General features: G+C 51.9%; 16 protein-coding genes. 3 read left to right on the top strand and 13 right to left on the bottom strand.

What is annotated here, in order from left to right; translation table 11 throughout:
- The first annotated feature begins 17 nt into the window (after positions 1-17).
- Both flgK and flgL read left to right on the top strand, forming a co-directional pair.
- The gene (gene flgK / locus CWE11_RS03490; RefSeq protein WP_126776210.1) at positions 18-1628 is read left to right on the top strand and encodes a flagellar hook-associated protein FlgK; all 1611 of its coding nucleotides are present in this window, start codon (positions 18-20) and stop codon (positions 1626-1628) included.
- A 20-nt stretch (positions 1629-1648) separates the two neighbouring features.
- On the top strand, positions 1649-2602 hold the full coding sequence (gene flgL / locus CWE11_RS03485; protein WP_126776209.1) for a flagellar hook-associated protein FlgL: 954 nt from the start codon (positions 1649-1651) through the stop codon (positions 2600-2602).
- Positions 2603-2673: 71 nt separating this feature from the next.
- On the opposite strand, the gene fliR is transcribed toward flgL, so the two are convergent.
- The 13 genes from fliR to fliF all read right to left on the bottom strand — a co-directional run bounded on the left by fliR (position 2674) and on the right by fliF (position 13802).
- A complete protein-coding gene (gene fliR / locus CWE11_RS03480) occupies positions 2674-3468 on the bottom strand; it encodes a flagellar biosynthetic protein FliR (protein ID WP_126776208.1) in 795 nt (264 codons plus the stop codon).
- 7 nt (positions 3469-3475) lie between these two features.
- Positions 3476-3745 (bottom strand): flagellar biosynthesis protein FliQ, encoded by a 270-nt coding sequence (fliQ, locus tag CWE11_RS03475; protein WP_126776207.1) that lies wholly within the window; start codon positions 3743-3745, stop codon positions 3476-3478.
- A gap of 10 nt (positions 3746-3755) precedes the next feature.
- Complete coding sequence (fliP, locus tag CWE11_RS03470) at positions 3756-4499, bottom strand: flagellar type III secretion system pore protein FliP (RefSeq protein ID WP_126776206.1); 744 nt, start codon at positions 4497-4499, stop codon at positions 3756-3758.
- On the bottom strand, positions 4496-4900 hold the full coding sequence (gene fliO / locus CWE11_RS03465) for a flagellar biosynthetic protein FliO (protein ID WP_126776205.1): 405 nt from the start codon (positions 4898-4900) through the stop codon (positions 4496-4498). Before fliO ends, fliP begins: the two co-directional genes overlap by 4 nt.
- 8 nt (positions 4901-4908) lie before the next feature.
- Entirely contained in the window at positions 4909-5343 is a 435-nt protein-coding gene (gene fliN / locus CWE11_RS03460; RefSeq protein WP_126776204.1) for a flagellar motor switch protein FliN, read from the bottom strand.
- Positions 5336-6427, bottom strand: a complete 1092-nt coding sequence (gene fliM / locus CWE11_RS03455; protein WP_126776203.1) for a flagellar motor switch protein FliM — start codon at positions 6425-6427, stop codon at positions 5336-5338. Before fliM ends, fliN begins: the two co-directional genes overlap by 8 nt.
- A 31-nt stretch (positions 6428-6458) precedes the next feature.
- The gene (fliL, locus tag CWE11_RS03450) at positions 6459-6953 is read right to left on the bottom strand and encodes a flagellar basal body-associated protein FliL (protein WP_126776202.1); all 495 of its coding nucleotides are present in this window, start codon (positions 6951-6953) and stop codon (positions 6459-6461) included.
- Between the two features lie 93 nt (positions 6954-7046).
- Positions 7047-8381 (bottom strand): flagellar hook-length control protein FliK, encoded by a 1335-nt coding sequence (locus tag CWE11_RS03445; protein WP_126776201.1) that lies wholly within the window; start codon positions 8379-8381, stop codon positions 7047-7049.
- Positions 8382-8393: 12 nt separating this feature from the next.
- Positions 8394-8861: a flagellar export protein FliJ gene (fliJ, locus tag CWE11_RS03440; RefSeq protein WP_126776200.1), complete on the bottom strand. Its 468-nt coding sequence runs from the start codon at positions 8859-8861 to the stop codon at positions 8394-8396.
- Complete coding sequence (gene fliI / locus CWE11_RS03435) at positions 8858-10255, bottom strand: flagellar protein export ATPase FliI (protein ID WP_275540953.1); 1398 nt, start codon at positions 10253-10255, stop codon at positions 8858-8860. The genes fliJ and fliI overlap by 4 nt, the downstream gene beginning before the upstream one ends.
- On the bottom strand, positions 10252-11010 hold the full coding sequence (locus tag CWE11_RS03430) for a flagellar assembly protein FliH (RefSeq protein WP_126776199.1): 759 nt from the start codon (positions 11008-11010) through the stop codon (positions 10252-10254). The genes fliI and CWE11_RS03430 overlap by 4 nt, the downstream gene beginning before the upstream one ends.
- Positions 11003-12013, bottom strand: a complete 1011-nt coding sequence (gene fliG, locus CWE11_RS03425) for a flagellar motor switch protein FliG (protein ID WP_126776198.1) — start codon at positions 12011-12013, stop codon at positions 11003-11005. The genes CWE11_RS03430 and fliG overlap by 8 nt, the downstream gene beginning before the upstream one ends.
- Positions 11988-13802: a flagellar basal-body MS-ring/collar protein FliF gene (gene fliF, locus CWE11_RS03420; protein ID WP_198675574.1), complete on the bottom strand. Its 1815-nt coding sequence runs from the start codon at positions 13800-13802 to the stop codon at positions 11988-11990. The genes fliG and fliF overlap by 26 nt, the downstream gene beginning before the upstream one ends.
- Positions 13803-14100: 298 nt before the next feature.
- On the opposite strand from fliF, the gene fliE reads away from it, so the two are divergent.
- Complete coding sequence (gene fliE, locus CWE11_RS03415; RefSeq protein ID WP_126776196.1) at positions 14101-14433, top strand: flagellar hook-basal body complex protein FliE; 333 nt, start codon at positions 14101-14103, stop codon at positions 14431-14433.
- Positions 14434-14441 lie beyond the last annotated feature (8 nt).

The raw sequence follows: 14441 nt of genomic DNA, 5'->3' as shown, positions 1-14441 counted from the left end.
ACAAAAAGGGACGACGAATGACTATTTTCAATATTGGCGTCAGTGGTTTAGGTGCAGCGCAAACCGCTTTGAATGCGACCAGTAATAATATTTCCAACGTCTACACGCCAGGCTACAACCGTGAGCTTGTGCTCCTGAGCGAGTCGAGAACCGGTGGTGGCGTGCAAGTTACCGACGTTCAGCGCCAGTTCAATGCGTTTGTTGCCGATCGACTGAATAGTTCAAGTGGGTCATTGGCATCGTTGACCACCTACAAGAATCAAATCAATCAGATTGATAATTTGCTGGGGGACCTTGATGCGGGTCTTGCGCCCATGATTCAAAACTTTTTTGGTTCGTTGGGCGATCTCGCGGGGGCTCCTTCAGAGCCGGCAGCCCGTGAGGGTGTTCTTGGCAATGCCCAGAGTCTTTCCGCCCAGTTCCGCTCATTTGATGGTTATTTGCACGACATGCAACGCTCAGTGAACGGGCAGCTGACGACCGAAGTGGCTAAGGTCAATAATATGGCCGAACAAATTGCCGCGCTCAATAAGGAAATTGCGACCTCCACCGCGATTACCGGAAAACCATCAAACTCGCTGCTCAATCAGCGAGATAACCTCATTGCGGAACTAAGTAAGAGCGTTGAAATTAAAGTGAATGTTCAAGATGGGGGTGCGTACAACGTCTCCATTGCAAATGGGCAACCTTTAGTTGCGGGCGATCGCACTTTCACGCTCGAAGCGGTGGGTTCTGCAGCGGATCCTGAGCGTATTGTCGTTGCCTATCGTGACTCATCCGGCAATGTCCGGGAGTTACCAGAAACCACATTCCGCAGCGGAACCATTGGCGGGTTGATGGCATTTCGTCGAGAAAGCCTGGACAAAGTCCAAGCGCAGTTAGGCCAACTCGCTATCACCATGGCGCAGACATTTAATGAGCAACATCGCCAAGGGACCGACTTGCTTGGGCAAGCAGGGCAAGATTTCTTCTCGGTAGGTAATCCCTTGAGCTATTCGAATACCAATAATGCCGGCGACGGTTTTATGAATATCGAGATTACCGATGCACGTGAGTTGCTCGCCACTGGCTACGATGTCTCTTTCAATGGCACCGAATACACGGCGGTGCGGCGTGACAACGGCCAACCGGTGGATGTCGGTTTTGACCCAGACACCAACACCCTGAATTTCGGTGGTATGACGGTTGCAATCAGCGGTACCCCAGAAGCAGGAGACCGTTTCCGGTTAAACCCAGTGCAACGAGGGGCGCAAGGCTTCCAAGTTGAGATTAACGACATTTCCAACATTGCCGCTGGTCAGAGCGATGATGATGGCGACAACCGAAATGCACTGGCATTGCAAGGCATGCAGAGTATGCGCCTGGTTGGCAACAACGCGACCTTTGGACAGGCTTACGGCGCTATTATCAGTGATTCGGGTAACCGCGCTGCGGTGGTCAATGCAAATCTTGCTGCGCAAGAAGGGCTGACGCAACAGCTTAAAGCTCTGCAACAGTCTGAGTCTGGAGTCAATCTCGATGAAGAAGCTGCGAATTTGATTAAGTTTCAGCAGTTTTACCAAGCCAATGCGAAAGTGATCGAAGCGGGGATGACCATCCTCGAAACGATCTTGTCGTTACGTCGCTAAGTGCTGAGGAGTAAATAACAATGCGCATTAGTACAGTGACTATTTTCGACCAAAACGTCACGTCAATGAACCGTCAGCAAGCTGAGTTCATGAAGATTGGTCAACAAATTGCGTCTGGTCGTCGGGTTGTCAATCCATCGGACGATCCTCAGGCTGCCGCGCGGGCAGTCGACGTAAGTCAGTCCATTGCGGTCACCGAGCAGTTCAAAACCGCGCGGGTTAGTGTGCGAAATAGTTTGGCGCAGCAGGAGAGTATCTTAAACAGTACAAACGATATTCTAACGCGTGCGAAGACGTTGATGGTTCAAGCATCGAGTGACACGTCGAGCGATATTGACCGACTGTCGATCGCGAGTGAAATGAGAGGTTTGTACGAAGGTCTGATTGGCTTGGCTAACAGCACCGATGGGAGTGGTCGCTTTACCTTTGGCGGTTACTCCGATGGACGTCCTCCATTTGAACGAGATGCCGATGGCAACGTGGTCTACACCGGAAGTCCGGATGTGCGCGAAGAGCGTGTCGATGGTGACCGTTTAATGAAAGTTGGACTCTCCGGACAAGATGCTTTCTTGTCGGTGGTCGGTAAACCGCGGGAAACGTCGGAAGCAGACTTAAATACCAGCATTTTCCGCACATTTGAGAAGGCCATTGCGGCACTTGAAGATGGTGAAGGTGCGATTCCTGCGGATCAGAAACGTCAAATCATGAATGACGTTTTGCGTGAGCTCGACAACGGAATGGATAACATGGTGACCAAGCGGGCTTCGTTAGGGGCGCGTTTGAATGAGCTCGACACACTGGATCTGGTGGCGGGAAATCGGATGCTTGGCTATCAGCAGCAAATGTCAGACTTGGTTGATTTGGACTACGTTCAAGCAACAGCTGATTACAGTTTGCGGATGGTCGGCTTACAGGCGGCACAAAAGGCGTTTGTAGATATTAAGGGCTTGTCATTGTTTGATTATCTCCGCTAACACCGAATGAAAGCTAAAAAACGCCGGGTCATCCGGCGTTTTTTATAGCCCTTCGTAAACCGGAGCCGAGGTTATTGAGGAAGGGGGGCTAGCGCTTGAATGAATTCACTCACGAAGCCGAGCGAGTTGGCAAATAGTCGTTGGAGATAGCTACCTAAGTTTGTGGTTAACGTCATCAACAAGAACAATCCCATGGTAAGTGACATGGGGAAGCCGATTGAAAACACAGTTAATTGCGGTGCGGAACGGTTGAGGATTCCCAAGGTCAGGTTGATGATCAATAACGCACCAAACACCGGGAGCGCAAGAAGAATTCCCGAGAGAAATACGACGCTGCCAAACCGCGCGAGCATCTCAAAAGCCCCAAAATTCAAACCCACCACGCCAATAGGGAGCTCTTGAAACGAAAAAGCAAGGAGCTCAAGCATCATCAGATGCCCATTGAGGGCAAGAAACATCATCATCGCGAAGACATGCAGGATGCGTGAGAGAATCATGGTGTTTGCACCGGAATCTGGTGAGAAAAAGGTTGCGAAGGCCAAACCCATTTGCAAACCGATAAATTCGCCCGCTGCCTGCACGACTGCAAACGTCACTTGCATGATTAAACCAATGGATGCCCCAATCAGGATTTGCTCAACGATAATGCCGAAGCCAGCCCAGGAATAGATGGGTACATCAGGCATCGGCGGTAGGATCGGGCCAATAACGATCGCTAAAACGCCACCAATAGCGAGCTTCAAGGGGTTTGGAATCGCGGAGTGACCCAAGATAGGCGAGGTCAACATAAAACTCGTAAGACGGACAAAAGGCCAGAAGAAGCCTGCGACCCAAATCTGTAATTGCGCGAAGGTGACCTCAAGCATAGGCCACCTACATCAACATCAGCGGAATATTGGTAAACAAATCCACCGTGAAATCGATAATGAGTTGCAGTAAAAACGGTCCGATCACCACCAACATTACAACCACACCCAAAATTTTGGGAATGAATGATAGGGTCATTTCGTTAATCTGCGTCGCGGCCTGAAACAAACTCACGATCAAGCCAATTAAAAGCGCAGTGAGGAGAAGCGGTCCTGCAAGATACAGGGTAACCCGCATACCCTGATAAGCGATGGTCATGACTTGTTCTGGTGACATCGCCTTCCTCCTAAATAAAGAAGCTTTGTGCCAATGAGCCGATGAGGAGCTGCCACCCATCGACCAGCACGAATAACATAAGCTTAAAGGGCAACGAAATCGTTGCAGGAGGAACCATCATCATGCCCAAAGACATCAGGATACTCGCGACCACCAGATCGATGATGAGGAATGGAATGAAAATCGTGAAGCCAATCTGGAATGCTGTCTTCAGTTCGCTCGTCACAAACGAAGGAATGAGCACATGCATGGGAATATCTTCAGGACCATCAAGCGGCCCGACATCGGCGAGCCGCACAAAGAGGGCAAGATCATCCTGTCGTGTCTGTGCCAACATAAATTCGCGCAGGGGTTGGGCAGCGAGGGTAATAAACTCTTCAAAAGTGATCGCGTCTTCGGTAAGTGGAACCCAAGCCACTTCATAAATTTGGCTCAGCACTGGTGACATAATAAAGAACGTTAAGAACAACGAGAGCCCAAGTAACACCTGATTGGGCGGCGCCGACTGTGTTCCCATGGCTGTCCGCAGGAGACCGAGCACAATAATAATTCGTGCAAAACAGGTCATCATTAGCAATGCAGCGGGCAAGAACGCCATGCTGCTCAACAACAACAGCGTTTGCAGTGGCACAGACCATTGCTGGGACCCGTCCGCTAGGGTTTGACTCTGAATGGCTGGGAGTTCTTGGGCCAGGAGCTCAAACGGAGCGAGTACTGTGACTAGAACCAGAAGAATGCCGACCACTACTTTCATGTGTTGCGCTCCGATGATGCTTCGGAACTGGCAGTAAATCGGCCTTTGAGCAGCCGTGCGAATGGGCTGGAAATGGTTCCATGGGATGCAGGTGCACTTGGGACATTATCCGCGGGTTCAAGCTCCGACAAAGCGGTGACACTTCCCGGTGCAACCCCTAAGACAAGTCGCTGATCCTCGACCTGAACAACGACGACTTTTTCTTTCGGCCCGACATTGAGGACGCTTAGCACACGCATCGGGATCTGTTGTTGATTACCGTAGCCAGCGCTCAGCCGACGAAACATCCACGCACACACCAAGATGACACCAATGGTGATAATTAAAACCACAGAAACCTTCCCCAGAAGGGCAAGGCTATTGATGGTTTCGACACTGGTTTGTGAGGCACTGCTGGTCATGAGCTGGTTTACCGGTTGAGTTTCTGAACTCGCTCTGCTGGCGTGACGATTTCGGTAATCCGTATACCGTATTTGTCGTCGAGCACGACGACCTCCCCTTGGGCAATCAAATAGCCATTGATTAGAATATCCATGGGTTCACCTGCGAGGCCATCAAGTTCAACGACTGAGCCTTGTGCAAGCTCGAGGAGTTGCTTAATGGTAACCCGCGTGCGACCAAGCTCGACACTCAACTTGACCGGGATATCCATAATGATATCTAGGTCGTTCGCTGCACCCTGTTGAGGAGACCGCTCAAGGGGTTTAAAGACTTGCTCCCCAGCGGACTTTGCATCGCTTGAGCTTGCCGCGTTTTGGTCTTCATTTAACGCATCAGCCCACGGATCAGCGGAGTCCGCCGAATCCGGCTGTTGATCTTCGGTTGGTTTTTTAGGATCAGTCATGATCAGACTCCTTCAGGGTTTCATCGTCATCGAGCACTTCGGGCAGCGTATGTGAAGAAACCGGATTCGCGTGATTTTCCAAAATACGAATGACGCGCAAGGCGCGATGGTCATTCAAAGAACCGTATTCACACTCCAACACAGGCATACCACTGACGGTTGCTGTGACTGTTTTGGGGAGCTCGACGGGAAGAACGTCACCGACTTTAAGGGCTAGCACTTGCGGCAGGCGCACTGGAATGTCTAAAAATTGGGTCACGAGTTCCACGTGGGATGATTGCAGTTCGCTCGAAATGCGCTGCCGCCATGCATTATCCGAAGCGCTCGACGCATCAGCGCGGACATTGGTGAGGCGATCCCGAAGTGGCTCAATCATGGAGTACGGCATACATATCTGAAAATTCGCATCAAGGCTGCCGACTTCTAAGTGAAAGTTTGTCGTGACCACGATTTCACTCGGTGAACTCGTAATACTGGCAAACTTGGGTTGCATCTCCGACCGAATAAAGCTCATCTTGAGCGGATAAACGGCACGCCATGCTTCTTGATAGGCGTCCAGGGCGAGATTGAGGACCCGATTGATAATGCGCTGTTCGGTGCCGGTGAATTCCCGCGACTCATTGCGGGTCATGAAGCGCCCATCACCCCCAAATAGGTTCTCAACAATCATGGAAACCATGTTTTGCGGGAAGACCACGAGGGCGGTTCCGCGCAGTGGCTTCATCGAGATGATGTTGATATTGGTTGGTGCAGGTAGATTGTCAGAAAAATCTTGGAACCGCTGGTAACGAACTGAGTCCACAGAGATGTCGGCACTCCGCCGTAACAGATTGAATAGGTTCATCCGGAACTGACGAGCAAATCGTTCATTGATGACTTCCAAGGTGTGCAAGCGTTCACGCACAACGCGATGCTGCGAGCCCGGGTCAAATGGGCGTGCTTCCACGTCACGTTGTTTGACGCCACCTTGGCGGACCGCTCTCGAAGATGTTTTAGCATCCCCTTGCGGTTCGCCCTTCGGCTTCGATACGGCACCAAGCAGCGCATCGATATCGTGTTGTGAAAGTGGTTTGTCACCGGCCATATATCAATAGTATCCCTTGGGCAAAGCCCAATTACTGCACAATAAATTCAGTGAATAGCACGTCGAAGATCTCCAACTCTTGAGTCGAATCTCCGTAGGGTTCCGAAAGCCGTGCTTTGATGGATTCCGAGAGCGCGACCTTGCCATCAGGTGTGCTGATCAGTTCCGCATCTTGCCCTGACAAAAGCACTAAAAGTCGGCTTCGAACTTGCGGCATATTGTTCATCAGAATGGTTCGCGTCACACCTTCTTGCACTTCGAGCGTCATCCCGGTGTAGAGCAGGCGCGGGCCAAATTGATCGCTGCGTAAATTCACTGTGAACGGATCGATTTTTACAAATACAGGCTCACGCCGCTGCTCAGTTGGATTTTGACCGTTGAGCGCAGCGAACGTCATATTCCGAGTATCCATCAGCAAATACGTGTTTGCTGCTGTCGCAAGGACCATCAATGCCACGAGCGCAATGAGGACGTTCATCATCTTGTTTTGACCCGAGTCTTTGTTTTGGGCTTGGGGTTTTGCCATAGTGTCACCTGTTCACATTCAACTTGTATTATGCCGATTAATCTCATTCCCGAATCGTCAAAATAACGCGTCAATAGGCGTTATCTCAGCGAATTAAGCGTAGAGGTCAATCTGACCGTTGCGCAGAGGAATTTCGACCGATTCAGGCTCTCGCATATTCTCCTGAGAGGGGTTATCGGCCACTTGATCGGAAAATTCAGTGAATTCTCGGGTATTTTCTTGTGAATTTTGATCGCGAACATCCGTGTCACCCAGGGTAATCCCCTGTTCTGCAAGTAATTCCCGGAGTTGCGGTAGCGCTTGCTCAACGGCAGCCCGCACGTTCGGATTCTGTGAACTAAATTGCATGCTTGCGGCTTGTTCATCGACTTTCATACTGATCATTAAGGGGCCCAGTTCCGCGGGATGGAGTCGCAAACGGACCATGTGGTCTTGCGTCATGTGCATATTCAGAACCTGTTGGCCCAATTGCTGTTGCCAGCCGGCGGACGCCAACGGTGCCGAGAGCGTAGCAGAGCTTGCAGCGACAGGCTGCCCCTGAGCGGTGGACATTCCTTGGAGATTAATTTGCTCAGGAACACTCGGTTGAGCTTGGGGACCACCGTGGAGAGTCGCTTGCACTTGGGCATCGTTCGGTGCTGCCACGGTGAAACCTAGTGCGTTCGCTTGTCCCGTTGGCAACGAGCTTGCGATGTCCTTCATTGCCGGCAACGGTTGTTGGCCTGCAGCATTTTGTCCGACGACCTGCGGCATGTGCGCTAACTGCCGTGCCGCTTCGGTACTGAGTCGAGCATTGGAATCTGGTTGGACTAACATGGCATCGGTCATTTGGTGCGTCTGGGGTTGCCCTTGGGTTAGGGCTCGACTGACGGCACCTGAGATTTGACTTTCAACCGTGCCTGCGCTGAACAGATTTGCGGAGCTCACGTCTATGCTGACGTTGGTGGTCTGTTGCTGCGGAGTCGCCTGATTTTGCTGCGCTAGCGCTTGAGCCATGGCAATGCGCTCGAGCGTTGCAGCAAGTGCCAACGTATCTTCCTCTGCGGCGCCGGCGCGCATTCCTGACTCGCCGTTAAACTCTGCACGCGGTTCATTTGAGACGTTCAATGGATTCATCGCGACAACCGGAAGCGGGTGCGCATTCGGTTGTGTCGGGTCAATCACCGGTTGAGTTTCTGGATTTGCATCTCGCGTGTAGCGAGCAACCGTGCCTTCGTGCAGCAGAACTTGTTGCGGGGTGAACGCAACCATGCCTTTCCCAGGCTCAACAGGCGTCTCCGTCGCGAGGTGATCCGCATGCGCGGCGAGAAATGCCTGAAACCCGGAAACAGGAGCGTCTCCGGACCATGTGGAGGTGCGCGTCCCTTCATTGACTCCATGCGTTCCGGAGCTTTGTAGCAGGGCATGAATTTGATTACCTTGAATCATCGAAACGCTCCCTTAATCTTCTGAACCGACCACATGCAGACCGACCGTCCGCGCAGCTCGATTAGTCGTAAACTCATCGGTCTGACGCTGTTCTTGTCGGGCGGCTTGCTGTCGAACCTGCGCATGACGACGGTCTTGCAAGGTGGTGTAAGAGGTTAATTTTTGCTGTTCCTGTTGCCAATTTTTTTTACTGGCTTGCACTTTGTGGTTTTGTTGGCGCAGCGCTTGACTTGCTTTTTGAATGGAGTCATCCAACGACATCAGGAACTGCCGATAGTTATACAAAGTGACCGGGTCGATCCCGCTCATCATCAACTGTTGTAGTTGATCCGCATATTCTTGCCGATAGTTCATGAGCATTTCTTGATGCGCGAGAATTTGATGCTCATTTTTTCGGTCCGATGCGAGGAGCTGCCCGGCTTTATCACGCGCTTCGCGCGCCAGGTCAGTCAGTGTTTCTAATGCATTCGAGCGCGTCATGAGGCTTCTCCAATTACGGCGGTTAAGGCATCACACGAGTCGGCATGGTTGGCACTTTCTGTGTGACCTTGCTGTAAAAAGGCTTCGAGATGCGGGTAATGTTTCACCGCATCGTCCAACATGGGGTCGTGTCCGGGGCTGTATGCACCAACGCTAATGAGGTCACGGTTTCGTTGATATACCGAGAAATACTTTTTGAACCGTTGCGCCTGCTTCACTTGCGATTCTGGCACCACGGCCGTCATGACCCGACTAATGGATGCTTCGATATCAATGGCGGGGTAGTGGCCCGATTCGGAAAGTGCTCTTGAAAGCACAATGTGGCCATCCAGAATAGCGCGCGCAGAATCGGCGATGGGGTCTTGCTGATCATCGCCTTCCGTTAATACCGTGTAAAATGCAGTAATTGACCCACCGCCTTTCATGCCATTTCCTGCCCGCTCAACAAGCGCTGGTAGACGGGCAAAGACGGAGGGCGGATATCCTTTTGTGGCCGGAGGTTCGCCAATGGCAAGCGCGATCTCTCGCTGGGCCATCGCATACCGCGTTAATGAATCCATAATTAACAATACATTCAGGCCTTGATCGCGAAAGTCTTCCGCCACACGCGTGGCGTATGAGGCACCTTGTAATCGCTGCAATGGCGATGTATCTGCCGGAGCTGCGACGACGACGGCGCGTTTCAATCCATCTGCCCCAAGGATATTGTCAATAAAGTCTTGAACTTCGCGCCCCCGCTCACCGATGAGTCCTACCACAATGACATCCGCTTGGGTAAAACGAGCCATCATGCCGAGGAGAACGGATTTACCGACACCCGAACCGGCAAATAACCCCATACGCTGTCCTTGGCCAACGGTTAGTAGTGCGTTGATCGCGCGAATACCCACGTCAATCGGGGTTTCTATCGGCGCTCGGTTGAGCGGATTGATGGAGCCCCCGCTCAAAGGAGCAAATTGGGCTTCCGTAATCGGCCCTTTGTCATCAAGTGGACGGCCATTGCCATCCACCACCCGACCGAGTAACGACCGACCGACTGGAAAGCGACGTCCTTCTTGTTTGCCGGCTTCTTGCAAAGGAAAAACACGCGCACCTGGGGTTAGGCCCTGAATTTCATTGAGGGGCATCAGGAACGATCGTTCACCGGCAAATCCGACGACTTCCGCTTCAGCGTAATGGGGTGTTTCCTCATAGCCACGGGGCAGCTCAATTTTACATGCGCTGCCAACTGGAAGCTGGATACCAACGACCTCGAGGACCATCCCCGTTGCACGGACAACACGACCGCTACTGCGGTAGGGGGGCATCGACTGCAGACGATCGTTCACTTTGCTCAGCGCAAGTTGCCATTGCTCAATGCGGGCGTTGGTGTAGCTATCCATGGAGAAGGTCATTCTTCAATCGCTCCATGACGTTTGCGAATTTGTTGTCGAGCCGCCTCGCTGCGTGTTTCCCATGAAGCGTCGCGTTCCCCTTTTTGGCTCACGAGCCGACATCCACCCCGCTCGAGGCGCTCGTCTGCTTGCAGGTGCCAGCCTGCGTGGTGAAGTTCTTCTTTTAGGTGTTGCTCGATCAGCTCAAGATCATGCGGGCTCACATACAGGCGAGGTTTATCGGTTAATGCAGGTTCGCTGTGCAGTAAATCACGCACAATATTCAAGACATGCTCCGGCTTATGATCGAGCTCACAGCGTGCGAGTTGCACCCCAACGGCCATCGCAAGTTCGACGAGGGATTCGCCCATTAATGTATCGAGCTTGTTCATGCGTAGCGAAAATTCACTCGCAAGCGCTTTGACGGGTTCAACCGCTTGCCCAATGAGTTGTTCTTTCTCGGCGGCGACAGCGGCCTGTGCCTCTTCATAACCCTTTTCGAAACCCTCATCATGACCTGCTTTGAGACCTTCTTGATACGCAAGCTCGTAGGCTTCTTTTCGCGCTTGTTCCTTCAATGCTTCGATTTCTGCATTGCGAATAAACTCTGCTTTACGCGCCGCCGATTCTGCGGAAATTTTTGCTTTAAGCGCAGGATTTTCGGGTTTCAATTCATCCAAGCGCCAGCGCCGCCAGTTTTCACCCGACAAGATATCCGTCTCGGTTCGTTCAGAACGAGAACGGACTTCCGTCTGAGGTGAGAACGGCTTAAACATAGGTGTCGTCTCCGCTGCTCAGCATGATTTCGCCGGAGTCGGCCAGCTTGCGAACAATTGCCAAGATAGCTTTCTGTTCGGTCTCCACTTGTGAGAGGCGTACGGGACCGCGAGTTTCCATTTCTTCGCGGACCAACTGCCCAGCACGCTGTGACATGTTGCGAAGGAACTTGTCCACCAACTCGGACTCGGCACCTTTGAGCGCAATAACCAAGACATTGGTATCGATCTGCTTGAGTAGCACTTGAATGCTGCGGTCGTCCAGTTCCACCAGATTTTCGAACAAGAACATTTCGTCGATAATCTTGGTCGCCAATTCGTCGTTGTATGCGCGAATATTCTCGAGCGCAGTGTCTTCTTGACCAGCACTCATCAAGTTCAAGATTTCCGCTGCAGTACGCGCACCACCCATTTTGCTCCGCTTGAGGTTCTGGCCATCGAGCATGCCCCCCAGAACTTCCGTCAATTCCTGCAATGCAGCGGGCTGCACACCGGTGAAGGTCGCGATCCGCAAAATGACATCGTTGCGCAGGCGTTCTTCGAACAGCTCGAGAACACCGGCGGCTTGGGGGCGATCCAAGTGAATCAGAATGGTGGCAATAATCTGTGGATGTTCGTCCCGAATCAGCTCAGCGACTTCTGGGGCATCCATGAGATTTAGTGCATCAATGCCGTAGTTGCCTGACTTCTGCTCCAACACGTCTTCAATCAAGGTTGACGCGCGCTCACTGCCCAATGCCTTGGTCAGGACTGAACGGATATATCCATCGTATTTGTCAACGGGTGGTGTGTTCGCCAGATCTTCATGGAACTGCTCTAACACCCATTTCATTTCTTCATGCGAAACATGCTGGAGGCGCGACATTTCTTTACTGATTTTTTGGATCTGTTGTGGCTGAAAGTGCTTAAACACATCCACTGCGGTATCTTCGTCGAGCGCCAATAACAGGATGGCGCTCTTACGAATTCCGGTCATATTATCGAACGACTTCGTCTCGGGCATTGTCATCCTCGGCTAACCAATTTTGAACGATACGTGCCACCTGCCGTGGTTTTTGGCGGGCAACCTCTTGTGTCTTCTTGAGTGCTTGTTCATAGGCCGAGAGGTTTTTCTTCTTCGGCCAATTGAATGTCATTTCTTCAACGTCTTCATCCCTGCTGTCTGAAACATCCTCATCGTCACCCACGACTGCACGGAATGAACCTGCACGTTTCGCAAGTGTTTCTGTCTCGTCATCGCTTTCATCGCTATCTTTTGCACTGGCGGGCGGTGCGAAGCGTCGCATGAGCGGGCGAACAATCAACAGATAGAACAGCAGTATTCCCAAGCCAGCCAACAGATAACGGCCTGCTTGCATTAAGATGATTTGATTTTGTGGATCTTCCCACCATTCCCGCTGGACATAGCCAACTTCTTCACGGGATGCGACGAATTGACTGTTGACGATCTCAATCGCATCGCCACGCAGCTCGGTGAATCCAATCGCTTGACGAACAAGACGCTCAACCTGAGCAAGTTCTGCTTCGGTGAGCGGAACCCGAATGGCTTCACCTTCCTCATTGAATGCATCTTTGTAGTTCACAACAACTGCAGCTGAGAGACGCTCAAGACGGCCCCGTTGGTGTTGAATATGGGCAATACTCCGATCTACTTCGTAATTGACAATATTGTCTTGGCGGACCGTGTTCTGGCTGCGGGTAATCGCTCCCTGCACCCCATTTGCTGGCTCCTCATTGGCATCGGGAGCGGTTTCAATGGGGGCAGTCACGACACCTGGGGGGGTATTCGAGAGGGCGCCCGGAACCCCTTGAGCGCGATCGCCATCACCGGCATAGCTCAAGTTACTTTGGATACTGCGAATCGCTGCGGTTTCCGGTGTTTGATTTGGTGAATAGCGCTCAGACGTTTCTTCAACGCGCGAGAAATCGATTTGTGCAACGACTTGGGCTCGTACATTGTGACGGCCTAAAATGGGGGCGAGGATATCTTCCACACGACGTTGGAAGGTCCGCTCAACCTCTTCGGTAAACGCCAGTTCAGTTCCACTTAAATCAGATTTTTGCCCATTGCGCGAGAGCAAGTTACCAAGTTGATCCACAACGGTCACGTGTTCAGCAGTGAGTTCCGGAACCGCACTCGAGACCATGTGCACAATAGCTGAAACCTGGCCGTCGCCCAGCGTACGGCCTGGGTGTAAGGTGACAACCACCGAGGCTTTGGCTGGCTCACGGTCACGCACGAAAACCGACGGTTTAGCCATCGATAAATGCACGCGGGCCCGATGTACAGGCCCAAGAGACTCCATGGAGTTGGCGAGTTCGCCTTCCAGAGCACGTTGGAAGTTGACTTGCTCGGCAAACTGACTGATCCCAAATGATTGATTGTCCATTAACGCAAAGCCAACATTGCCTCCATGAGGAAGCCCTTGCTCTGCCATGCTCAACCGAACACGGTGAACTTGATTGCCGGGCACCATGATGGTGCTGCCATTGCCGGTGATCTGATAGGGAATCCGTTGGCTTTCTAGTTCACTGACAATGCGACCACCGTCCGCTTCGGATAGGTTCGAATATAAGACGCGATATTCAGGACTAGAGGCCCACATAACCAGTGCGACAACCACCGCAATAAATGCGGCACCGCCAATCAGGAGTGGAAGCAATCCGCCGCTCCGCAGTTGGGTTAGGATGCGCTCCACCGGTGAGGAGGGCGCTGCAGCGGTTGCGCCAGAAAGACTGCCTCCCGCGGGCGCTGAGGGCTTCGCGGAGGTGGGCTGCGCTGCTGTATTCATCGTCGTATCCATGGATTCGTCGCACTACCTAAGTTTATGATTTGGAGTCTTCTTTGTGGTTTCTCGGAACGTATCCTGCGGTTCGTCAAAAAGCACATCGGGACTTTTTCATGGATGCCATTATCCTCGCGCGCAGCGCAATCAAAACGACAAAAAGGCAACTTTTTTACGCGTAATTAAACCCTTCGCGATAACGACAACTTGCTATTCTTGCTGCCATTGAAAAAGTGCATTTCGCTTGTCGGCCCTTATTTTTCAGACCGACGAACGAAATTTAAGACAAGAAGAGGATGACGCGATGAGTGTTGCAGGTATCCAATCTGCGTTGCAGCAAATGCAAGCTTTACAGACCCAAGCGAGCGGTCAAAAGCCTCAACCCCAGGCATTACAGGCAGCTCAGCCGGGACAGCCTAGTTTTGCAACCGAACTAAAGAGCTCTATTAACCGGATTAACGAACTGCAGAGCACTGCTGCAGCTAAACAACAAGCGTTTCAAATGGGCGATCCAACGGTTTCATTACATGATGTCATGATGGATATGCAAAAAGCCTCGTTGGCATTTGAAATGGGTGTACAGGTGCGCAATCGGTTGGTCAACGCCTATAAAGAAGTGATGAATATGAACGTGTAAGACGCGCT

It is taken from the genome of Aliidiomarina sanyensis (genome assembly GCF_003987175.1).
Lineage (GTDB): Bacteria > Pseudomonadota > Gammaproteobacteria > Enterobacterales > Alteromonadaceae > Aliidiomarina > Aliidiomarina sanyensis.
This window is presented reverse-complemented; position numbering and strand designations above follow the sequence as displayed.